Origin of the sequence: Listeria grayi DSM 20601 (assembly GCF_000148995.1) — a bacterium.
GTDB lineage: Bacteria > Bacillota > Bacilli > Lactobacillales > Listeriaceae > Listeria > Listeria grayi.
Genome location: NZ_GL538353.1, coordinates 28,227 through 50,749 on the forward strand (window position 1 = coordinate 28,227; position 22,523 = coordinate 50,749).

Consider the following 22,523-nt stretch of genomic DNA (forward strand, 5'->3'; position numbering starts at 1 on the left):
AAGGGAGGAAACAGCCGATTATGGGGAAACGGAATGTTTTCAAACAGCTGCTCAAGACATATGCGTTTATTTTACTGGTTGCGATCACTGTATTTGCTGTCTTGATCAGCTACTCCATGATCCACCAAGAACGAAAAAAAGCTAAAATCGCATTAGCGCAGTCGGCAGGACATGTAGCGGATATTATTCGGGAAAAGAATTCAAAGCTGGATCTGCTTATCCGGGATTTAGTCAGCAATCAGGATAAGATCGACAATCTGCAGGCTTTTTTTGAAAAGAATGAATCCGATTACTTGAAATACAGTATCCACCAACAACGGGACAATAACGGCTCGGGGTTTATTTACTTGCCACAGCAGTTACGGGAAATCTATTATGACGATGATACGATCACAGCGATCGGAATCTCGCTCAATAATGAGAAAAAAGTCCTGTACTCAAGCTTGGATAATAAAAACGGTCAATTTCTGCAGCGACTACCGGTGGAGAAAGAAGGAGTACGCATCCAGAAAGTGCTTATCAATCCTAATACGTTGGAACAGATGGGAACTTTGTATTTGACATTGCGAGCGAAGGAGTTTAAGCAAACATTGGTGACATATGGGGCTAATTTACCAGTATCTTTGTTTGTGACGACGGAGCAGAATAACTTAGTATATGATTATCGAATGAATGCGGCAGATAGTAGCCTATCAGTCTTAAAGCAGGGGCTCAAAAACAATTCATTGGCATCACTTTCGGAAAATCATTACTTTATGCAGTCCGTAACTGCCAGTAACGGTTATAAAATCGTGACAGTTGTTGCGGGAAAGCAAGTGTGGATCGCCTTGTTAGGTCCGCTTTCGATTCTGTGGGTTGGTGTGGTATTATTGGATCTGCTCTTGATCACGGCATTGTACAAAATGTTTTCTAAATATGATGCTCAGGTCAAAAGTATTTTGCGCTCGATGGAAGACGTTTCTTCCGGGAAATTGGAAGCGCGGATCGAAGAAGCAGATAAGCAGGGAGAACTGTATGCGATCTCGAATGGAATCAATCAAATGCTGGATAATATCAATCAGTATATGGATGATATTTATCGCTTGGAGTTGGCGCAGCGGGATGCTCATATGCGGGCTTTACAGTCGCAGATCAATCCCCACTTTTTATATAATACGTTGGAATATATCCGCATGTATGCCGTTAGCTTGGAAGCAGATGATCTAGCAGATGTGGTGTACGCCTTTGCTACGCTACTACGGAACAATATTTCACAGGAAAAAACTACAACGATTGCAGCAGAACTGGAATTCTGTGAGAAATATTTCTACCTGTATCAAATGCGCTACCCGGATCGGCTGGCTTATTCCTTTTCGGTAGCAGAGGAAGTCAAGGAAGTCGTTATTCCGAAATTTATTATCCAGCCACTGTTAGAAAATTATTTCTTACATGGGATCGACTATAGTCGGATCGATAATGCCGGTAGTTTGAAAGCTTTTTCGGAAAATGGGGAGATCGTTATTTCGGTAGCGGATAATGGCCTAGGTATGACTGTAACGGAGATTGAGACACTAAATATGGAATTGAAGCAAAAAAATTCGCTGGAAGGCGCAGAATCAATTGGTATCCGCAATGTTAATGAGCGGCTGCGGGTTTATTTTGATAACCAGTATAGCTTTACCTTTCAGCAGAACGAGAGCGGCGGAGTCACGGCGCAGATTCGTTTTCCACTGAGGCGTGCTGATCAAAAGGAGGGGATATGATGTATAAGGTATTATTAGCGGATGATGAATACATGATCATTAATGGCTTGCGAAAGCTGATTCCTTGGGAGTCGTTAGGCTATGAAGTAGTTGGTACGGCTCGCAATGGCTTGGAGGCGCTGGAATTTATTCGGCAGGAACCTGTTGATCTGATCGTTTTAGATGTCAATATGCCGATTATGTCAGGGATCGAATTTTTAGAGCAAGCGAAGAAAAGCGGCTGCTTATTTCGTTCGATCATGCTTTCCGGATATCAGGAATTTCAATATGTGAAAGATACGTTGAATCTGGGGACAGAGAATTATCTGCTCAAGCCGGTCAATAAAGTGGAAATGATCGAGACGCTGAACCGGGTCGGTGCGCTGATTGAAGAAGATCGTCAGCAAGAGCAGCAGCAGGATTACTTACAGGCGTATTTTCTAGTGAACTGGCTGCATGATGAAGTGGACTATGACGCGCTGGAAGGTTATCTAGCAAAGCAAGGAATCAATGTGGCGCAAGAGAATTTCACCGTTGTTTTTATTGACCGACCGGAAAATGAAACGGCAATCAAAGAATATTTGCTCCAAAAACAGCAGCCGCTAGTAGTATTTGTGCATGAGATCGATCGCTGGTTGCTCATCTATCAAGGTGAAAAGCGGCCGATTAAATGCCTGATCGCTGATTTACAGCAGGACTTGCAGCTGCTGGATACGGAAATCGTCGTCGGCGAGACAATCGTGGATTTCAAAGACGTTTCGCTTAGTTATGACAGTGCTTTAGGATCGAGTCAACTCCATGATTTTTATACTGGAAAAGGTATCCAGGAAATGGAAGCGAATGACGTAGCAGCTCGAGGCGCACTTCCGTCCATTTCATTCGTTGCCTTCAACAAAGCACTATCGATCCGTGATTTTGAAACAGTACAAGCGGAGATCACGAAGATTTTTGATACGCTCAAAAAGTCAGAAGCACTGCCAAATTACACAAGGCACATCGTTTTTTTGATTTTCATCGATCTTTATCGACAATTTGAAACAGTCACGGAACATTTTTATCAAGAGCATGCAGAGAAGATCGCAATCAGTCAAAATTTTGAAGAGCTGCAGCTTGTGATTGAAGAAACGATTACCGAGATACGGGCGCAAAAAGGAAAACGGCAATATTCCGAACATGTCCAAGATGTGTTGGCAATCATTCATAATGAATATGATCAGCAGCTCAACTTGAAAGATGTGGCGAATCGGCTGCATATGAATACGATGTACGTCGGACAGCTTTTCAAAAAAGAAACAAATAAAAGTTTTTCTCAGTACTTGCATCAATACCGCATCAAAAAGGCGCAGAATTTCTTAGTCGATACCAGTGATACGATCAATGAGATCGCGGATAAGACGGGGTATACAAGTGCGGGCTATTTCTATAAGAGTTTCAAAAAGATCTGCGGTATCTCGCCGAAAGAATTCCGCGAGCAATACCAAAGCAACTTTGACCCGCTAGAATAAAAAAGCTATGATTTATCTATTTTTACATATGATTTGTACCTTTTTTATTTAGGCGTAGAAAGTATAATTTATTTAGAAAGCGTTTTCTTTAGGAGATAAAATAAAAGGAGTGACAGTACAAATGAAAAACTGGTCAAAAAAAGTTGTACTTGGGGTTATTGCTTTATCCGTTGTTGCTATGCTCGGTGCTTGTAGTTTATCAGGTAAACCGACAGAAGGGAAAGCATCCGGCGGCAAGATCGTCATGTATCAAATTGGTGATAAGCCAGAAGGTTTCGATGCACTGCTTGCGGATGCAAATAAGAAAATCAAAAAAGAAACAGGTGCAACACTGGATATGCGCTTCATTACTTGGGGCGATTATCCTAAGAAAATGTCTGTTATCGTTTCGTCCGGAGAAAATTACGACATTGCTTATGCCAATAGTTATGTGATCAATGCTCAAAAAGGTGCTTATACAGATTTGACAAAATTATTGCCGAAACATGCGAAAAAAGCGTACGATCAATTAGATCCGGCTTATATCAAAGGAAATACTGTCAACGGGAAATTATATGCGTTCCCAGTGAATGCCAATGTCTTTGCCCAACAAGTGCTGACATTCAACAAACATTACTTAGACAAATATGATCTTGACATCAAAAACGTTAAGAGCTACCAAGATCTAGCGCCGTTACTTAAAGTTATCAAAGAAAAAGAAAAAAGTGTAACGCCGATCGCCGCTGGTCAAGGGTTTAAAGTGGAATCGAACATGGAATATCCATTAGAGAACAAAATGCCGTTTGCTATTGATCTAAAAGGCGACGGAACGAAGATCATCAATCAATACGATAATGAAAGAATGAAAGACAACTTACGGACGATGCACAAATATTACAAAGATGGATATGTTGCTCAAGATGCAGCTACCAGCACAAACGAATATCCGCTAAACAGCAGCACATGGTTCGTTCGCCAAGAAACACAAGGGCCATTCGATTACGGCGACACGATCTTAACACAAGCAGCAGGGCAGCCGCTTGTCTCTAAACCGATCACAGACGCTTATAAAACCAATACACAAGCCCAAATCGCTAACTTTGTCGTTTCCAGCAACTCGAAACACAAAGAAAAAGCAGTAGAAGTGTTAGGCGTACTTAATTCTGATCCATCCATCCTAAATACATTGATCTATGGAATCGAAGGAAAAGCTTGGAAAAAAGTCGATAATGGCCGCGTAAAATTATTAGACGGCTACAAACCAAATAATCACTTATCTGCATGGAATACTGGTAATAACAAAATCATTTACCCAACAGATAATGTCAGCCCAGCGAAGATCAAAGAACGTGATGACAAAATCAAAGCAGCAAAACAAACGCCGCTATTAGGTTTCAATTTCAACACTGATTCAGTGAAAACCGAATTATCCAATATTTCGAATGTCATGAATCAATATGTGGATGGCTTGAATACCGGGACATTAGATCCAGATAAAGCAATTCCGGAAATGGACAAGAAATTGAAAAAAGCGGGTTATGATAAAGTAAGAGATGAGATCCAAAAGCAGTATGATGCGTTTAAGAAACAACAATAAATGATTTTAAAAGCGGTATTTTCCGCCCTTTTGCTTATCTTAACAAAAAAACCAGCCTCCAAAAAAGGGGAGGCTGGTTTTTTCGTGCTTTAATGTTTTTCTTTTCTCTTTCCAGAAAGTATAAAGAAGATAGCTCCAACAATGGCGAACAATCCTACTAATACCCATACGATTGGATTGTTGTCACCTGTGTGTGGTAAGCTTCCGTCATGTAAGCGGCGAGTTTCGTTATTATGTCAAAGGACTCGGTATTTCTGCAAACAGTAAGGTAGCAGTCGTTGGGAAAAACAATCATAATCAAGAACTTGCCCGAACAGAAGTAACGATTTTAGAAAATAAAAAAGCTTTATAAGTAGCTTTTCTCGCGCTTATGAGCGAATATTAAAGAAAGAATTAGCAGATCCAATGCTAGTTTCTTTTTTTACTTAATAAATAAGAAAAGGAGTGATTGGATGCGGAGATAGGATCAGATTGTCCGTAACTATAGACATAAACTGAAATGTAAGCGAATACAATAACGATATAATAAGGTCAAGAGGTGAGGGACATGATATTCAGTTCTAAAGAAAATCTTTTACTCAATCATCTAAACTTTGAAGAATTTGTTTCTGCGAAATACCTATCAAAAGAATTATATGTTTCCTCGAAGACGATCTACCGGATCGTCAAGCGGATCAACGAGATCTCTTTAAAAGATTACCACGTCCCACTCGTAGATTCAGAAGCAGGAAAGGGATACAAACTGAATAACTTTTTTCTCAATAAAGATATTTACTCTGTTGTTCCGATAAAAGAGGAAAATGACTTATTTGATGAAGTACTGACACTACTTTTTAAACATCCGAAAAAAACGGTGCGTAGAAGTTTACCTAATTATGAATACTTGAGCGAGAGTTCACGGGTTCGAAAAATGAAAAAGATCGGTGCGATCGTCAGTCGTTTTGAATTGAATCTACACTATGATCAGGATTTTATCTGGCTGAGCGGAAAAGAAACGAATATTCGTAAAGCAATCAATAGTTTATTGCTGGAAATCAACAAAAACAATAGTTTGGGCGAAATCAACGTCGAGATCAACAATCTCGATAAACACTTTATCGACAGTCAGATCGCCCTGATCGAAGAAAAAATCGGTGAATACATCAATTATCCTTATGACGTCGCCCTTTACACACACATTTTCATGCTGATCAAACGCTACCGTGATGGCAAAGTGCGCTACTTGGAAAGTCAGGAACCGCTCGAAAACGATGAACGGCTTTTGATGGAAGCCAATTCAGATATTAAGGAAGTGGCAGAAAAAATCGTCAAAAATGTCACAGAATACGTTGGCGTTGCTTTAAATGAGCTGGAAACGTATTTCCTATTTCAAAATGTCTATTCTATCAATATCCAAAAACGTGAAAGCAGCCATATCGATAAGAAACTTGCCGAAGAGATCACGACAACTTACATTACTCGATTTTTCGGCATCAGTGATATCAGTCTGCTACCTTCGCAAAGATCACTTTATGAAGACCTCTATCAGCATGTTTTACCCATGCTCAGCCGATTACGGCTTGGGATCGGGATCGAAAACAATATGTTGGATGAAGTGATCTCTGAATACCGCGACACCTATTTAAAAGTAAAAGCGGTATCTAGCGAAATAAATAAAGAACTAGCATTCGAGAAAAAAATCAACAATGCCGAAACGGGCTACATCACCCTTTACTTTGAAAAATATAAGATCAAACAAAAGGAACAGAAAAACCTCTTGTTGATTTGTTCCACAGGAGTCGGAACCTCAGAACTTCTCAAAATAAGAGTCCAGCAGCGCTTTCCCGACTTGAATATCGTCGCGACCATGAGCCAACGCCAAGCCAGGAAAAACTTGGATTTTATCAACGAAAATATCGATTTGATTTTTTCTACGATTCGAGTACCGATGCAGATCGGCAAGATCCCAGTCCTTAATATCGGACCGCTGCTTACAGAAAAAGATATCCAAACGATCAATTACTTTTTTAAGGAGATGAATTAAATGGAAGTACTTGAATTAGAAAAAATCGTCCATAAAAATCTACTGCGTATCAATTCAGAAGCTAACAGCAAAGCAGAGATCTTAGAAGAATTAGGGGATCTGCTGGAGCAGGAAGGCTATATCTCAAATAAAAAAATGTTTCTTGACGACGTCTATTTACGCGAAACAGAAGGCGAAACGGGAATCGGCGAAGGGATTGCGATCCCGCATGGGAAATCAGAAGCAGTGCTGGAAACGACCGTCGCCATTGCCACACTGAAGCGTGAGATCGAATGGGAAACACTGGATGGAGGTGGTGTCAGTGTTGTTATTCTTTTCGCAGTAAGAGATACAGACGCAAATACGACGCACATTTTATTGCTGCAGAAAATCGCCATTCTATTAGCGGACGAAACATTTATCGAGAACTTAAAAAAAGTTCAGACGATAGATGGTTTGTATAGATTGATCACTAAATCTTAAAGGAGAGATAATAATGTTAGTAAGCGGAAAAGAAATTTTGGGAGTAGCAAATGAACATGGATTCGCGGTGCCGGCTTTCAATGCAGGTTCAGGACAACTTTTAAATGCGGTGATGGAAGCTTGCGAAGAGGCGCAGTCTCCCGTTATGATCGCGATCCATCCAGATGAATTGAGTTTTCTGACAGACAGTTTTGTCGACCAAGTCAAATTCTTAGGCAACCACAGCAAGGTACCTGTTTGTATCCATTTGGACCACGGTGCTAGCTATGAACAAGTGATTCATGCCATTCAATTAGGATTTACATCTGTTATGATCGACGCTTCTCACTTATCATTTGAAGAAAATATTGCTATCACAAAAAAAGTCGTAGCAGCGGCGCATCCGGTCGGAGTATCGGTAGAGGCAGAACTTGGAACGATCGGCGACACTGGGAATACTGTTGAAGGCGGCGTGACCGAGGTCATTTATACAGATCCAGAAGTTGCGAAAGACTTTATCGCGCAAACAGATGTAGATAGTTTAGCTGTGGCGATCGGAACAGCTCATGGGATCTATCCGAAAAATCTTGATCCGAAACTGCGACTTGATATTTTAGAAGATATTGCCGGTCGCGTAGACATTCCGCTGGTATTGCATGGCGGTTCCAGTAATCCAGACGATGAGATCCGCACGGCTGTAACGATGGGGATCAACAAGATCAATATCTCAAGCGATATCAAAATCGTATTCGCGAATAAATTACGGGAAGTTTTAAATGGCGGGAACAGCGAGATCCGCGAGCCAAATGTCTTATTCCCAGCGTGTATGGAAGAAACGAAAAAAGTAGCACTTGAAAAGATCCATTTATTCAAGTCGAATGATAAAGTGAAGTATTACTAAATCGCAAAGGAGTGTTTGTTGATGAAAATCGTAGGAATCGCAGCTTGTACTGCGGGTATCGCCCACACTTATATCGCGAAAGAAAAATTGATCAAAGCAGGTACAAGCAGAGGTCATGAAGTAGCAATCGAAACACAAGGTCTGTCGGGGACACAAGATCCCTTGACGGACCAAGAGATCCGCGAAGCAGATGTCGTGGTGATCGCAGCGGATATCAAGATTGGCGGCAGAGAACGCTTTTCAGGTAAAAAGATCGTGGAAGTACCAACTGGACTTGTTGTAAAATCCCCAACCAAGCTGATCGAAAAATTAGAAGAGCTGAAAGTATAAAAAGTAGGAGGTAAGTTTGATGGAAGCACTCAAAAACATAGGTTTTAAAAAGCATTTAATGACAGCGATCTCATTCTTTTTGCCCATTGTAGTAGCTTCAGGTTTTTTGCTTGCGATCGGAAATATGCTAGGCGGCGAAACGATCGAAAAATTCAAAGAAGGTTTTTCTTTTGCGGATGCAATGACCACCATGGGTGGCTATGGCCTTGGACTTTTGCCGATGATCGTATCCACAGCGATTGCCTACTCCATTTCGGATAAGCCGGGTATTGCACCAGGCTTGATCGTCGGGATGGTTGCGAACGGTATTGGCGCAGGTTTTCTAGGCGGGTTAGTCGGCGGATATATTGCTGGTATTGTGGTTTTACTTATTACAGCTTTCATTAAAGTACCTAGCTGGATGCAAGGGCTGATGCCGACACTTGTCATTCCATTCCTAAGTTCTTTTATCGCCGGACTGGTCATGTATTACATTATCGGGACGCCAATCAACTGGTTTACCGGTTTGATCACTGACTACTTAGGCGGCTTGAATACTTCTTCGCTCTTCGTTTACGGAGCAATCATCGGTATCTTATCTTCAATCGACTATGGCGGCGCGATCAATAAAGTTGTTTTCGCATTTGTGTTTGCCATGTTTTCCGAAGGGATCTATGAACCGATCACCGTATTGATATTAGCATCGATGGTAACACCTTTTGGGCTTACAATGGCTTATTTTATCGGGAAAGTCATCCGCAAGAATATTTTTAATCGTCAGGAGATAGAAACATTGAAGACCGCTTTTCCAATGGGGATCTGCCAGATTACAGAAGGTTGTTTCCCGATCGTATTGAATGACTTGTTACGAAATGTCATTGCCACAGGTATCGGCGGCGCGATTGGCGGCGGGCTCAGCATGTTATGGGGCGCAGACAGTCACATCCCGGCATCAGGAATGTTTGCTATTCCGACGATGACTCACCCGTGGGCATTTTTGGCAGCGCTACTGATTGGCTCGCTTGCGACCGCTGTATCGATCTTGATCTTGAAAAAACGTGTTGACCCGAATGCAGAAGTTATTGTGGAAGAAAAAGAAGAAGACGATATCTCATGGGACGATATGAAAATCAGCTGATTGGAGGATCAATGATGAAAGACTATGAAGCACGCGTCAAAAAAGCATTCTTGGACTCCGGGATTGCATTGACGGAATCAGAATTAAACCGTATCGATTTTGCCGATTTTGGGCTTGATAATATCGAAACAGAAGCACTTAACTTGATTGTCTATGTCAATAACGACCGCTATTGTGCCAAAGAGATGGTACTTTTGCCGAAACAAACATGTCCAGAACACCGGCACCCTCCAAAAGGAGATATTCCCGGAAAGCAGGAAACATTCCGTTGCAGAAAAGGGAGCGTCTACTTATATGTGGAAGGCCCTGAGCCAGAAGGCGGGATCGCCAGCGAGATACCGCCAGGAAAAGATGCTTATTATACTGTCAGACATGAAATCATTTTATATCCTGGCGATCAATACACGATCGATCCAAATATCAAACATTGGTTTCAAGCAGGTGCAGAAGGGGCTGTCATCTCAGAATTTTCTTCTCCAAGCGACGATGAGAGCGATGTCTTTACGGACCCCAATATTGTAAGAGGTTGAGACAAGGTGCGCCTTGTCTCTCTTTTTTAAAGGAGGAAAATCATTGCATACTTATACACTGGAAAATGATGCGATCCACTTGGAATTTTTGGATCATGGCGGAATCATCACCAAATTGATCAATCGGAAGACCAATACAAATTATGTGCTTCATTATACGGATATAGAAAAATATGTGCAAAATCCTCATTTTTTCGGTACTATGATCGGTCGAAACGCTGGGCGAACATTCCCGCCGTTTTATCGAAATGCAGTTGGAGATCTCGTGACGCTAGATCAGAATGAAGGCGGTATTCATTTGCACGGCGGCAAACATGGCTTGCATCAAGTAAAGTGGCAAGTTGAAAGAATCGACACAGATCGTTATTCACTCACTTATCAAGATGATTCTTCTGATTATGAGCCTGCTTCGATTCAAATCATTTATAAATTGCAGGCGAATCATTTTATAATAGAGATTAGCGGATACGCCGCTGAGCCTACCGTTTTTAATTTGACCAACCATATGTATTTCAATTTAAATCAAGAAACAGCTGCGACTATAGAAACACATTGGCTGCAAACTGAAGACGCAAAGTTGCAGCTCATCGATGAGCAATGTGTCCCGACAGGAGAACTGGCTGATTTGGATGATCCGCTTTATCAAGCATTTGATTTCAGAACGAGGAAACAGGTGGGAGAAGCACTTCAAATCGGCACAGAACTCTCTGAGATCTGTGCGGGAGGTATTGATCTGGCGTACTATTTTCCGAAAAAAAGCGAAACGGTACCTCGAATCATTTTGCAGTCCGCTGATCGGAAGAACCAACTGAAGATCCGGACAAATCAAGAAGCAGCTGTGATCTACACACTGAATAAAGTAGCAGAGCCAAACCAAGAAAACATTCGTAAATTCGGCGGCATCACTTTTGAAATGCAGCGTCTGCCGAATTATCTCCAGAGTGGATCAGCCGACAAACTTAGGCAGCATTATACTGCGTTTACAGATTATGAGTTGATATAGGAGGGAAAGGAATGAACTATTATTTAGGGGTCGATTTAGGCAGCAGCTCGCTGAAAATCATTGTGGGCGATGAAAAGGGAGGTATACTGGGAAGTGAGAGCAGTGCTTACGCCATCGTTTCCGAACATACTGGATACAGCGAGCAGGACCCGCAATTATGGATAGACGCATTTGAAACTGCTTTTGCAAAACTGCTGGATAAATATTCTGATCTGAAAAGCAGTATCCGAGCAATCAGCTTTTCAGGACAAATGCACTCACTCGTCCTGCTAGATAATGACGGAAAGCCCCTTCGCAATGCGATCTTATGGAACGATACGCGAACCACTGCGGAAGTCCGCGAATTGAACGAGCAAGCGAAGGCGCATTTATTGAAACATGAAAAAAACATCGCCCTCGAAGGATTTACACTACCCAAGATCCGTTGGGTACAGAAACATGAACCTGAGCTTTGGGATAAAACGTGGAAGTTTGTGCTGCCCAAAGATTATTTGGTCTATTATCTCACTGGAAAGCTACATACCGAACCATCTGATGCAGCGGGAACGATTTTATACGATCTCGAAGTAGGCGAATGGGACAAAAATTTACTACAGCAGTGGGAGATACCAATCGAAAAATGTCCGGATGTGATTCCGTCGACCGCAGTAGCGGGAAATCTGAAAGCCGCGTTAAAGCAAAAATTTAAGCTTACAAATGATATTCGCATCATTATGGGCGGGGCTGACAATGCTTGCGGTGCGTTGGGAACGATCGCAGACTTTGATCAGCAGGGATTGATTTCTGTGGGAACTTCCGGCGTGGTACTCTTTTATGATACCGAAACGCATACCCAAGTAGACGGGCGTTTCCATTATTTTCATTCTGCGTTAGAAGGTATGAATTATAAAATGGGCGTGACGCTCTCAGCAGGCTATTCGCTCGATTGGCTGAAACAAATCATGGCTCCCACCGAAAGCTTTGAAACTTTTACAAAAACAGCGGAAGAAAGCCCGATCGGAAGCAACGGTGTTATCTTCGTTCCCTACTTGTTTGGTGAACGGAGCCCTTATTATAATGCGGATCTATCTGCTTCTTTCACTAATTTAAAAGCGCACCACAAACGAGCAGATCTGATTCGCTCTGTTTTAGAAGGCATTGCTTTTTCTTTGAAAAATGTCTTTTTAAATATGGAAACACCAGCTTTACCTAAATTCCGCATCATCGGCGGTGTGGTCAAAAATCCGTTTTGGCTGCAAATGTTCGCAGATGTTTTCGGCTCTGAGATCGAAGTCCTCGAACTAGATGAAGGCCCGGCTTTTGGCGCTATGATCTGTGCAGTACTTAGCGAGTCGCGGCTGGATGCGAAAAGCGTACTTGAAAAATATAATCGTGTGAAGCGAAGTTATTTTCCTGATAACGAGCGGTCAAAACAGTATGACGTTTATTTTGAACAGTTCAAAACGTGGAGTGATCAATTGGATTCCTAAGAAAAAAATCGCAGGAAAACCATTTACAAATGGTATTTCCATGCGATTTTTTACTATTCTCGTTAAATTGAAAAAGGCGGTATAGCTGTGCCGTAAACACCAAGTGGCGGTACGAGACCCAATTCAAACTCCAGTTCTGCCCCGCAAACCAATTCCTGATGCGAGATCGCAAGCTTTTTAAACACTTCGCCATTCCATTTCAGTCCTGCAACAAACTGATGTTGGACGGTATTATTGTGACTAGAGATCCGCACGATTTTCCCGGTTGGCAGAGTAATGACTACTTCATCAAAAGCAGGGATCCCCAAAACATATTCGCCGCTGCCAGGCGTTACCGGATATAAACCAAGTGTGCTCCAAACATACCAGCCTGCCATACTGCCGTTATCCTCGTCGCCTGGGAAACCGGTAAAGGAATCATCAAAAAATCGACTGCATGCCTGTTTGACTAATAATTGAGTCAAATCAGGACGTTTTGCATAAGTAAACAGATAAGGGATGTGGAAACTTGGCTGATTGGAAAGCGCGATCTGGCCAAAGTCGATCATTGCCATCTCACTCATTTCGTGTATCTCATAAGGATAGCCAGTGACATCGAAAGTAGGAGGCGTATTTGCCAGTTCCGTCAAGCGAGCTAAGAAGGCATTTTCTCCGCCGAATTGTTCGATCAGCCCGGCAAAATCGTGGAAAACAGCAAAACTACTTTGCCAAGCGCTACCTTCTGCATAATCCCCGCCCCAAGCGAAAGGATTGAAGGGGGTGCGGAATTGGCCGTTTTCATCTTTTGCGCGCATAAAGCCATCTGCTTTGCTGAATAGCTGCTGGTAATTGCGGGAGCGATCGCGGTATTTTTTCGCTTTATCAGGCAATCCCAGATACCCCGCCACAACAGAGATACAGAAATCGCTATACGCATAATCAAGCGTGTGGTTGACGCTTTCATGATAACTTAGTGGCACGTAACCCAAGCGTTCATAATCTTTGCCGCCTTGCCGTCCGTAATTGCCATTCGCGGAAGGAGTAGACGCCGTATATTCCATTGCTTTCAAAAAGTCCGGCATCAGTTCAGCACCAATGTTTTTTACCGCTGCATCCGCAATAACTGCATCGATCAGTGTCCCCGGCATCATGCCGCGCTCATCAGGAGAGAGCCACTTCGGTAGATAGCCGCTTTCACGATAGCTATTCAAGAAGCCTTCCAACATTTCTGCGTATAATTCCGGAACCAAGAGGGAATAAAGCGGAAAGACCGTTTTATAAGTATCCCAGAAGCCATTATTGGTATATAAGATCCCTTTTTCTACTCGCTTAGCCGTTGTATTGTAATGAATCGGCTGCTTCAACGCATCATATTCATAAAAACGCTGCGGAAAAAGACCAGTTCGGTACAGGCAGTGATAAAATGTGCTTACTTTTTTGCTATCGCGATCCGTTATGTTGATCTTTCCTAAGTAATCATTCCAAGCGGTTTCTGCTTTTTCTTTTGTCGTGTAAAAGTCGTCCGTCAGCTCCCGTTGTAAATTAAGTTGAGCTTGCTCTGGACTGATAAAACTGGTAGCGATCGTGACCACCGCTGTCCCGCTGGAAAATTCACGGAAAGCGAGCTGAAAAAGTTGGTCATCCGCTTGATTATGATCAGCCGCTTTTCTTATTTCCCCTTCAAAAAAACCAGTTTCTGCCGGAGAAAAAATCTGATCCGCTGTAAATGCAAAATACATTTTAAAATTTTTATCCACACAATCAGCAAAGTTTTTTACATAACCAGTGACAATATTGGTGTCAAAATCTACGGCGATCGCGCTTTCAGCTGGTGCAGAAAATAAAAGACTATGCAAATCATTCTTAGCATAATGGATTTTTAACTTTGCGCCATATGTACTGGGAACTAATTCACTTGTAATCTGATAACGGAGCTGTTTGATTTTTAAATAGTGCGGATTAAATACAGCTTCTTCCGGACGATAGGAACTTTGAATGCCGTAAAGCGTATGCTGCTGGATCTCTCCTGTAAGCGGTGTTAAAAGTAGCTGTGAAAAATCGCCCATCCATGGACTTGGCTGGTGAGTCAGCCGAAAGCCTTGAAAAGTATGATCTTGCGGATGAAAAAACCAGCTCCCTTTTTCGTTGGTGGTTTGGGCGACAAAATAATTCATTCCCCAGGGAACGCCGGTATAAGGTAGTGTATTTCCATTGGAATAAGTAGCGGAATTGGCAGTACCCTGACGTGTATCGATTTGTATGGCTTTCATTGTTATCACTCCTGTTAATAATGGGACTCCCGTTCGATCCATTGGACGGGTACTTCGACATTTGCGGGTTCTTTCTTAGCGATGACTTGCAAAAGCATATTTGCTGCGGCTTCTCCCATTGCTAGAAAGTCCTGCGAGATCGTGCTAAGCGCCGGTTCTACCAAACTTGCGGCTTGGATATTATCAAAGCCAACAATGGAAAGCTGTTCCGGAATGTTGATTCCTGCTTGTTTCGCTACTTTCATAAAATGGATAGCCACAAGATCGTTTTCTGCGATGACTGCACTGACACCACTGTCTAAATAAGACTGCAATAGAGCAGCATCATCTTGGCTCGCATCTGTATTCGGTGCTGTTTGGAAGGATTGTCCCGTTTCAAGAAGTGCTTGCAAATAACCGAGATAACGCTGGCGCACAGTGGATATCTGACCTAGCGGCGTATGATGTAAAAAGGCAATGCGTTCATGCGTCTGCAAAAGTCTTTTAGTTGCTGTATAAACACCGCCGAAATTGTCCGCTGTAACTAATGGTAGATCCAGCTCCTCCACTTTTTTATCCAGCAGAACGATCGGGAATTTTTGATAAGCCAATTGATATAAAATGGCTAAATTGGAATTGCTGAACAGCGGATAATAGATCATGCCGTCATATTGACCGATCAATTCAAAAAAATTAGGCTGCGTCAAATAAGTATCATCTTGAATATGGAGCTGATAGCCCTGAGAGGTCAAATAAGGCAACATTCCGGCGGTGAAATTGCCGAGATCGTGCTGGTTAGGGAAGGGAGATAAAAATAAGATTTTCTTTTGTGGCTGCTGCGGCACATGCTCTCCGGCGGCTTTTACAAATGTGCCCTTTCCTTGGATGCGTTCTACTAAGCCTTTATTTTCTAAATCTGTCAACGCACGTTTAGAAGTGATACGGCTTGTATGAAAACTTTGCGCAAGGCTTTGCTCAGTTGGGACTTGCTCGCCGACAGCTAGTTCGCCAGTTAAGATTTTTTTTGCTAAAAAATCGTATATTTCCTGATAGATGGGTTTTTTTGGCATGCTTCGTCACCTTTTCTATAATTGATATATCAAATTTATAATAGCATATCAAGCTTGTAAAATCAAAATAGAATTGAAGGTTGCAATTTTGAGTCAGCCTCATTATACTGTAGTGGAGTATAAATGATATATCAAATTTAGAGGAGTGTTGATAATGGCATATCAAGAAGTACCGACAGCGGTTAAAAACTTCATGCAGACAATTACGGAAAAATGCGGAACAGCACATGCGGATTGGGCGAAAAATTTCAACGCATGTTTTGCAAATACTTTATTAACGACCATAAAACGGTTGCCAGACGAAACAACTTTTGTACTGACAGGCGATATACCGGCGATGTGGCTGCGGGATTCCACTGCGCAAGTGCGTCCGTATCTTGTGGTAGCAAAAGAAGATGCAGAAATCGCGAAAATGATAGCTGGCCTAGTGGAACGGCAAATGCAGTTTATTTGTTTAGATCCTTATGCAAACGCCTTCAATGAAACAGCAAATGGAGCTGGACATCAAACGGATCATACGGAGATGCTTCCGGAAATATGGGAACGCAAATATGAAATCGATTCACTTTGCTACCCCGTTCAACTTAGCTACTTATTATACAAAGCAACTGGCGACACAAGTCATTTCAATGCTACATTTGAACAAGCGGTCGACAAGATCTTGGCGGTATGGGAAACAGAACAACATCATGAAAACTCGCCATACCGTTTTGTCCGTGATACAGATCGGAAAGAAGATACGCTTGTGGAAGACGGGGTCGGTAGTAAAGTTGCTTGGACAGGGATGACTTGGTCTGGTTTTAGACCGAGCGACGATGCTTGCATTTACGGGTATCTCGTGCCAAGTAATATGTTTGCTATCGTGGTCTTGGATTATTTAAGAGAGATATTTACGACGATTTTACCAAGTGAACAAAAAACAGCACAGATCAAACAGCTCCGTGATGAAATCGAAAAAGGTATAAAAACATACGGCGTGACAACGTCTGAAACTGGCGAAAAAATTTACGCGTATGAAGTAGACGGCAAAGGAAGCGCCAAGATCATGGATGATTCCAATGTGCCCAATCTCTTATCAGCGCCGTACCTCGGCTATTGCGATGCGGATGATCCTCTATATCTAGCGACAAGAAAAGTGATTACGAGCAAAGAAAATCCTTATTTTTATGAAGGGGAATATGCAAAAGGAATCGGGAGTTCGCACACACCACCGGAATATATCTGGCCGATCGCGCTTGCGATGGAAGGAATGACAACGACCAGCAAAGCTGAGAAAGAACGGATCTTGAATACGCTTGTGGCTTGCGATGGCGGTACCAATCTGATGCACGAAGGATTCGATGTCAATAACCCGAATAATTACACCAGAGAATGGTTTTCTTGGGCAAATATGATGTTTTGTGAGCTTGTTATGGATTATTTTGATATCCAAATCCAAAAATAGGAGGGCAACGACATGAAAGAAGTTGTACACGTTATTTCGCACAGTCACTGGGACAGAGAATGGTACTTGCCATATGAAAAGCACCACATGCGCTTGATCGAACTGATCGATGATCTGCTGGAACTTTTTCAAAAAGATCCTGCATTTCGCTATTTTCACTTAGATGGTCAAACCATTATCTTAGAAGATTATTTGGAAGTGAGACCGGAGAAAGAGCAGGAATTAAGGCAAGCGGTGCAAGCCGGGAAATTAAAGATCGGGCCGTTTTATATTTTACAAGATGCCTTACTTACCAGCAGTGAATCCAATGTTCGTAATATGCTTGTAGGGATGGAGACGGTTAAAAAGTGGGGAGTGGATCCTGTTTCTGTTGGCTATTTTCCAGATACGTTCGGTAATATGGGGCAGGCAGCGCAAATATTACAGCAAGGCGGGATCGATGTGGCGGCATTTGGCCGCGGTGTGAAACCGACTGGCTTTAATAATGTCGTCATCAATGATGATAAGTATACCTCGCCGTTTTCGGAAATGTGGTGGCAAGGTCCAGATGGGAGCAAGGTGCTGGGACTATTATTCGCGAATTGGTACAGTAATGGGAATGAGATCCCAAGCGAACGCGAAGCAGCACGAGCTTTTTGGGATGAAAAGCTTGCAGATGCAAAACGCTATGCCTCTACTAATCAGCTGTTGATGATGAATGGTTGTGATCATCAGCCAGTTCAAAAAGATCTGTCCGCTGCGATTCAGCTGGCAAATGAACTTTATCCGGAGATCGAGTTTGTGCATAGTAATTTTGATGATTATCTGAAAGCAGTACGTGCAGAACTCCCGGCAGATTTAAACCAAGTGGAGGGGGAACTCACTAGTCAGGAATCGGATGGTTGGTACACGCTCGCTAATACTGCCTCTGCCCGTATTTATTTAAAACAAGCAAATACAAAAGTAAGCAGACTGCTGGAGAACATTGCCGAACCGCTGTCAGTGATGGCGGGAGAAGCTGGCAAAGCATATCCGCATGATCCACTGCGTTATGCTTGGAAAAAGCTGATGCAGAACCATCCGCACGACAGTATCTGCGGTTGCAGTGTCGATGAAGTTCACCGCACCATGGTAGAACGTTTTGCCGAAGCAGAGGAAGTAGCAGATTATATCGCTACGGAAGCAGCTGACTATCTGGCAGCAAAAGTTGATACCAGCGCCTTTCCAGCTGATGCCAAACCTTTTGTAGTCTGGAACACAGCGGGAGCACGTAAGACGGGAAGCGTGATCGTTGAGATCGAGTGGGAACGCATTTTATTCGCTGGCCATGATCATGAAACCCTTTATGATAAACTCGAAAAGAAAGGCATTCCGACTATCTGCGTTCAGGATACTCATGGCGAAACAGTAGCATTTGATTTGGTGGGAAGCGAAGTTCGGTTCGGTTATGACCTTCCAAAAGATGGCTTCCGCGTGCCGTATATGGCACGCTATGTAAAAGTGGCGCTGTTCTTAGAAGAGATGCCGGCGTTTAGCTGGCGAACTTACGCTTTGGTACAATCTGCTGAAGCGGCAGAAATAGAAAATCTAGTTTCGGCGGAACCGCGCCTAATGGAAAATGATTATTTGCGTGTACAGGTAGGAGAAGACGGCACGGTTGCTGTGTTTGATAAACAAACGGGTACTAACTATGAAGACGTGCTCTATTATGAAGAAACTGGAGATATCGGAAACGAATACATTTTCTTTGAACCCGCGGATAGCAAACGCATTTATTCCAAAGACGGCGATACCGCAGTAACCATGCTTTCCAATACAGCAAACGTAGCTGAGATCGAAATAGTTTCCACAATGATGGTGCCGCACTCAGCAGATGACACGCTTGCACGTGAACAAAAAGCAATCAAAGAATTCCGCCGCCGCGAAGCAAAGCGTTCGGTTGAGATGGTGCCATTTGTTATCCATACGACACTTCGATTAGAGAAGTATAACCGTCAACTGCAAGTTTTCAGCGCCTTCGATAACCAAGTGAAAGATCACCGTCTTCGTGCGATCATTCAAACCGATATACACACTGAGCAGCACCAAGCAGACAGTATTTTTGAAACAGTGACACGCCCGAATCGCCCGGCAACTGTATGGGAAAACCCGACAAATCCGCAGCATCAGCATCAATTTGTGCATCTGGCGGACGAATCAAAAGGGATCACCGTCAGCAATTATGGTTTAAATGAATATGAGATCCTAAATGAAGCGAAACCGAAAATCGCGCTCACACTCTTACGCTCCGTAGGGGAACTGGGTGACTGGGGTTACTTCCCGACGCCGGAAGCGCAATGTTTAGGTGCGCAGCAAGTCGCATTTGCCATCGAGTTTCATCAAGCGGGCGAAGAAACAGCTACTTATCAACGTGCGAAAAACTTCCAGATTCCGTTCACGTTTAGTCAAACTAGTATTCATACTGGAACGCAATCGCCGGAACATCATTTTCTGGAAGTCGAAGGGGATGCGTTTTCCGTAACCGCATTGAAGTATAAAGAAGCATCAAGCGATCTACTTCTCCGAGGATATAATTTAACGGAACGTATTGCTGATCTGCGTGTTCGCTTTGCCGGAAAACAGCTGTACAGATCCAATTTGCTAGAAGAAAAAACAGGTGCTTTTGAAGGTCAGATAAAAGGTGCGGAAATCGTTACCCTGGGATTTGAAAATACCAATCATATCGGTTGAAAAAATCAGTTGAGAAGCGCATACTAGCGGTATATTAATGGTGGAGGGGATAAGTATGACGGTAAAAGTTGGTATCAATGGTTTTGGCCGGATCGGCCGCTTGGCATTTCGCAGGATAAAAGAAGTTTCTGATGATATCGAGGTCGTGGCGATCAATGACCTGACAAGCCCGGAAGTCCTAGCACATCTGCTGCAATTTGATTCTACGCATGGTACTTATGCAGGTGAAGTAACTGCCACATCGGAAGGAATAAAAGTGGACGGCGTCGAAACGAGAGTTTACGCAGAGCCGGATGCAAGCAAGATCCCTTGGGTTGAAAAAGACGGCGTCGATATTGTATTGGAATGTACAGGTTTCTATACCTCTGAAGAAAAAGCAAAAGCACATTTAGATGCTGGAGTGAAACGAGTGGTGATCTCGGCACCCGCAGGACAAATGAAAACCATCGTCTACAATGTAAATGACGATACGCTGACTGCTGACGATCAAATTATTTCTGCAGGTTCTTGTACGACAAACTGTCTGGCACCGCTGGCTTATTTCTTACATGAAGAATTCGGTATCAAGGTAGGAACGATGACTACTGTCCATGCGTATACGTCGACACAAATGCTACTTGATGGTCCAGTGCGTGGCGGGAATTTGCGAGCAGCCCGCTCGGCAGCAGATAATACGATCCCTCACTCTACCGGAGCAGCCAAGGCGATCGGGTTAGTTATCCCTGAATTGAACGGCAAGCTACAAGGCCATGCCCAACGTGTTCCTGTAGTGGATGGTTCCCTGACAGAATTGGTTGCTATTTTAGACAAAAAAGTAACAGCCGATGAAGTGAACTCGGCGCTCAAAAAGCATACCGAAAACAATCCTTCTTTCGGCTACGACGATCGCGAAATCGTATCCGGCGACGTGATCGGAACGACATATGGTTCCATTTTTGATCCGACGCAAACTGAAGTTACCACTTCTGGTGATTTCCAATTAGTCAAAACGGTTGCTTGGTATGATAACGAATACGGTTTTACATGCCAAATGATTCGCTTGTTGGAAAAATTTTCTAACTTGTAAAATCTGAAAAAACGATTAAAACAGCCACTCGTTTAGCGGGAATAAGTATTTCTCCGCTAAACGAGTTTTTTACATATCTTTATAGTATTTTTATGAAAGCGCTTGCTAGAAAGGGAGATTCGTGCTATTATAGCATTAAATAAACAGGGTTGTTACTGGTGAAGCAGGCAAAACCTAAGTCGTGGAGAAGTGCTATTTCTCCTTGATTTAGGTTTTTTCTTTTATTTCAAACAAAAAAGGAGTGCAACAAGAAATGAAAAAAATCAGCAGTATAGTAGTTATCCTTCTAATGAGTTTAAGCTTAGTGGCGTGTGGGAACGGCGGAGAAACAAAGTCGGCTCCCGAGAAAGAAAAAAACGAGAAAGTCACGATCTATGTAACCAGACATGGGAAAACGATGTTTAATCAGGTTCACCGTGCGCAAGGCTGGTCAGACACACCGCTGACGAAAGACGGTCGTGATGTAGCGTCAGATCTGGGCAAAGGACTGAAAAAAAAAGAAAATCGATTTTGACGCCGTGTATACTAGCGATTCAGGTCGCGCGCGCGAAACAGCGGAATTGATCTTAAAGGCAATGGGTGAGGAGAAAAAAGAAGTGAACGAATCACCGAAACTGCGTGAAAACGGTTTTGGAATCTTTGAAGGTGATTTTGATGAAAATATGTGGGGAAAGGCTGCGAAAACACTAGGCTATAAAGATATGGATGATCTTGTCGCTAATTTGGATAAAGTCGGCTTGGACAAAGCGGTAGATGCGATCGTCGCTAATGATACTTCCAAACAAGCAGAAACACGTGCGGAGGTTAAAAAGCGGATGCAGGCAGAAATGAAAGAAATTGCTGAAAAACAGAGAAAAGCTGGCGGCGGGAAAGTGCTGGTCGTTTCTCACGGCATGGCGATCACAAGTATGATAAGCGATTGGACGGACGCAAATACAGATCAGCAGTTGCCAAATGCCAGTGTTACTGAACTCACGTATGAAAATGGCAAATTTACAGTAGGCAAGATAGGGGATACCAGTTATATAGAAGAATAAATGCAGCAGCAGTGGCGAGGATGACTGCCGCTGCTGTTTATTATAATAGGAAGAAATAAGGAGAAGCAGTTAAGCTGGAGAAACAGCTTGACAAAGGCGCTGGGTTGTTGTATTATAATATAATGCCAACATAATCTACACTAGGGTCGTTATGTCGTTTTCATGCCAAAATGACAACAAAAAAGACAGTATAATTAAACACGGACGTGGTTTTCAGATAAGAGATTGAAATCCGCTTTCTTTTTGTCTTTTCCGTGTAGTTTATTCGTTTGGAAGTTCCACTCAGACAAGTTAGGGTAGAAGAAAGAATGATCCATTCTGAGGCAGGCGGTCAGGAAGCTTTTGATAGACGG

20 protein-coding genes are annotated in these 22,523 nt (G+C 42.8%); 17 read left to right on the plus strand and 3 right to left on the minus strand.

The features are described from left to right. Positions 1 to 20: 20 nt before the first annotated feature. The 3 genes from HMPREF0556_RS07695 to HMPREF0556_RS07705 all read left to right on the plus strand — a co-directional run bounded on the left by HMPREF0556_RS07695 (position 21) and on the right by HMPREF0556_RS07705 (position 4,802). On the plus strand, positions 21 to 1,742 hold the full coding sequence (locus HMPREF0556_RS07695; protein WP_003757266.1) for a sensor histidine kinase: 1,722 nt from the start codon (positions 21 to 23) through the stop codon (positions 1,740 to 1,742). Then, the gene (locus tag HMPREF0556_RS07700) at positions 1,742 to 3,226 is read left to right on the plus strand and encodes a response regulator transcription factor (RefSeq protein ID WP_040486653.1); all 1,485 of its coding nucleotides are present in this window, start codon (positions 1,742 to 1,744) and stop codon (positions 3,224 to 3,226) included. The genes HMPREF0556_RS07695 and HMPREF0556_RS07700 overlap by 1 nt, the downstream gene beginning before the upstream one ends. Positions 3,227 to 3,347: 121 nt before the next feature. Continuing rightward, positions 3,348 to 4,802, plus strand: a complete 1,455-nt coding sequence (locus HMPREF0556_RS07705; RefSeq protein ID WP_003757270.1) for an ABC transporter substrate-binding protein — start codon at positions 3,348 to 3,350, stop codon at positions 4,800 to 4,802. Positions 4,803 to 4,891: 89 nt separating this feature from the next. Here HMPREF0556_RS07705 and HMPREF0556_RS13810 read toward each other — a convergent pair whose 3' ends face one another. After that, positions 4,892 to 4,975 (minus strand): LPXTG cell wall anchor domain-containing protein, encoded by an 84-nt coding sequence (locus tag HMPREF0556_RS13810; RefSeq protein ID WP_077904811.1) that lies wholly within the window; start codon positions 4,973 to 4,975, stop codon positions 4,892 to 4,894. A gap of 20 nt (positions 4,976 to 4,995) precedes the next feature. Here HMPREF0556_RS13810 and HMPREF0556_RS13425 point away from each other — a divergent pair, with 20 nt between their 5' ends. From HMPREF0556_RS13425 to xylB, 9 genes are all read left to right on the plus strand, one after another. Further along, a complete protein-coding gene (locus HMPREF0556_RS13425; protein ID WP_003757272.1) occupies positions 4,996 to 5,154 on the plus strand; it encodes a hypothetical protein in 159 nt (52 codons plus the stop codon). A gap of 195 nt (positions 5,155 to 5,349) precedes the next feature. Continuing rightward, positions 5,350 to 6,825, plus strand: coding sequence for a BglG family transcription antiterminator (locus tag HMPREF0556_RS07710; protein WP_003757273.1), 1,476 nt, complete (start codon positions 5,350 to 5,352; stop codon positions 6,823 to 6,825). Continuing rightward, the gene (locus HMPREF0556_RS07715; RefSeq protein ID WP_003757274.1) at positions 6,826 to 7,287 is read left to right on the plus strand and encodes a PTS sugar transporter subunit IIA; all 462 of its coding nucleotides are present in this window, start codon (positions 6,826 to 6,828) and stop codon (positions 7,285 to 7,287) included. A 13-nt stretch (positions 7,288 to 7,300) separates the two neighbouring features. Then, positions 7,301 to 8,167 carry a ketose-bisphosphate aldolase gene (locus HMPREF0556_RS07720; protein WP_003757275.1) on the plus strand — a complete coding sequence of 289 codons (867 nt, stop codon included), beginning with the start codon at positions 7,301 to 7,303 and terminating at the stop codon, positions 8,165 to 8,167. 21 nt (positions 8,168 to 8,188) lie between these two features. Continuing rightward, the gene (locus HMPREF0556_RS07725) at positions 8,189 to 8,497 is read left to right on the plus strand and encodes a PTS fructose transporter subunit IIB (protein WP_003757276.1); all 309 of its coding nucleotides are present in this window, start codon (positions 8,189 to 8,191) and stop codon (positions 8,495 to 8,497) included. 19 nt (positions 8,498 to 8,516) lie between these two features. Beyond that, entirely contained in the window at positions 8,517 to 9,614 is a 1,098-nt protein-coding gene (locus HMPREF0556_RS07730; RefSeq protein ID WP_003757277.1) for a PTS fructose transporter subunit IIC, read from the plus strand. Between the two features lie 11 nt (positions 9,615 to 9,625). Beyond that, positions 9,626 to 10,144 carry a D-lyxose/D-mannose family sugar isomerase gene (locus tag HMPREF0556_RS07735; protein WP_003757283.1) on the plus strand — a complete coding sequence of 173 codons (519 nt, stop codon included), beginning with the start codon at positions 9,626 to 9,628 and terminating at the stop codon, positions 10,142 to 10,144. Positions 10,145 to 10,187: 43 nt separating this feature from the next. After that, complete coding sequence (locus tag HMPREF0556_RS07740) at positions 10,188 to 11,147, plus strand: aldose epimerase family protein (RefSeq protein ID WP_040486654.1); 960 nt, start codon at positions 10,188 to 10,190, stop codon at positions 11,145 to 11,147. An 11-nt stretch (positions 11,148 to 11,158) separates the two neighbouring features. Continuing rightward, a complete protein-coding gene (xylB, locus tag HMPREF0556_RS07745) occupies positions 11,159 to 12,616 on the plus strand; it encodes a xylulokinase (protein ID WP_003757287.1) in 1,458 nt (485 codons plus the stop codon). A 62-nt stretch (positions 12,617 to 12,678) separates the two neighbouring features. On the opposite strand, the gene HMPREF0556_RS07750 is transcribed toward xylB, so the two are convergent. After that, complete coding sequence (locus HMPREF0556_RS07750) at positions 12,679 to 14,865, minus strand: GH92 family glycosyl hydrolase (protein ID WP_040486655.1); 2,187 nt, start codon at positions 14,863 to 14,865, stop codon at positions 12,679 to 12,681. 14 nt (positions 14,866 to 14,879) lie between these two features. Further along, positions 14,880 to 15,914: a GntR family transcriptional regulator gene (locus HMPREF0556_RS07755; RefSeq protein WP_003757291.1), complete on the minus strand. Its 1,035-nt coding sequence runs from the start codon at positions 15,912 to 15,914 to the stop codon at positions 14,880 to 14,882. A 154-nt stretch (positions 15,915 to 16,068) separates the two neighbouring features. Here HMPREF0556_RS07755 and HMPREF0556_RS07760 point away from each other — a divergent pair, with 154 nt between their 5' ends. The 5 genes from HMPREF0556_RS07760 to HMPREF0556_RS07775 all read left to right on the plus strand — a co-directional run bounded on the left by HMPREF0556_RS07760 (position 16,069) and on the right by HMPREF0556_RS07775 (position 22,170). Then, entirely contained in the window at positions 16,069 to 17,358 is a 1,290-nt protein-coding gene (locus tag HMPREF0556_RS07760; RefSeq protein ID WP_003757293.1) for a glycoside hydrolase family 125 protein, read from the plus strand. A 12-nt stretch (positions 17,359 to 17,370) separates the two neighbouring features. Further along, entirely contained in the window at positions 17,371 to 20,067 is a 2,697-nt protein-coding gene (locus tag HMPREF0556_RS07765; protein WP_003757295.1) for an alpha-mannosidase, read from the plus strand. A 55-nt stretch (positions 20,068 to 20,122) separates the two neighbouring features. Then, complete coding sequence (gene gap / locus HMPREF0556_RS07770) at positions 20,123 to 21,133, plus strand: type I glyceraldehyde-3-phosphate dehydrogenase (protein ID WP_003757297.1); 1,011 nt, start codon at positions 20,123 to 20,125, stop codon at positions 21,131 to 21,133. A 253-nt stretch (positions 21,134 to 21,386) separates the two neighbouring features. Beyond that, positions 21,387 to 21,647: a phosphoglycerate mutase family protein gene (locus tag HMPREF0556_RS13670; protein ID WP_003757299.1), complete on the plus strand. Its 261-nt coding sequence runs from the start codon at positions 21,387 to 21,389 to the stop codon at positions 21,645 to 21,647. A gap of 4 nt (positions 21,648 to 21,651) precedes the next feature. Next, on the plus strand, positions 21,652 to 22,170 hold the full coding sequence (locus HMPREF0556_RS07775) for a histidine phosphatase family protein (RefSeq protein ID WP_003757301.1): 519 nt from the start codon (positions 21,652 to 21,654) through the stop codon (positions 22,168 to 22,170). The last annotated feature ends 353 nt before the right edge of the window (positions 22,171 to 22,523 follow it).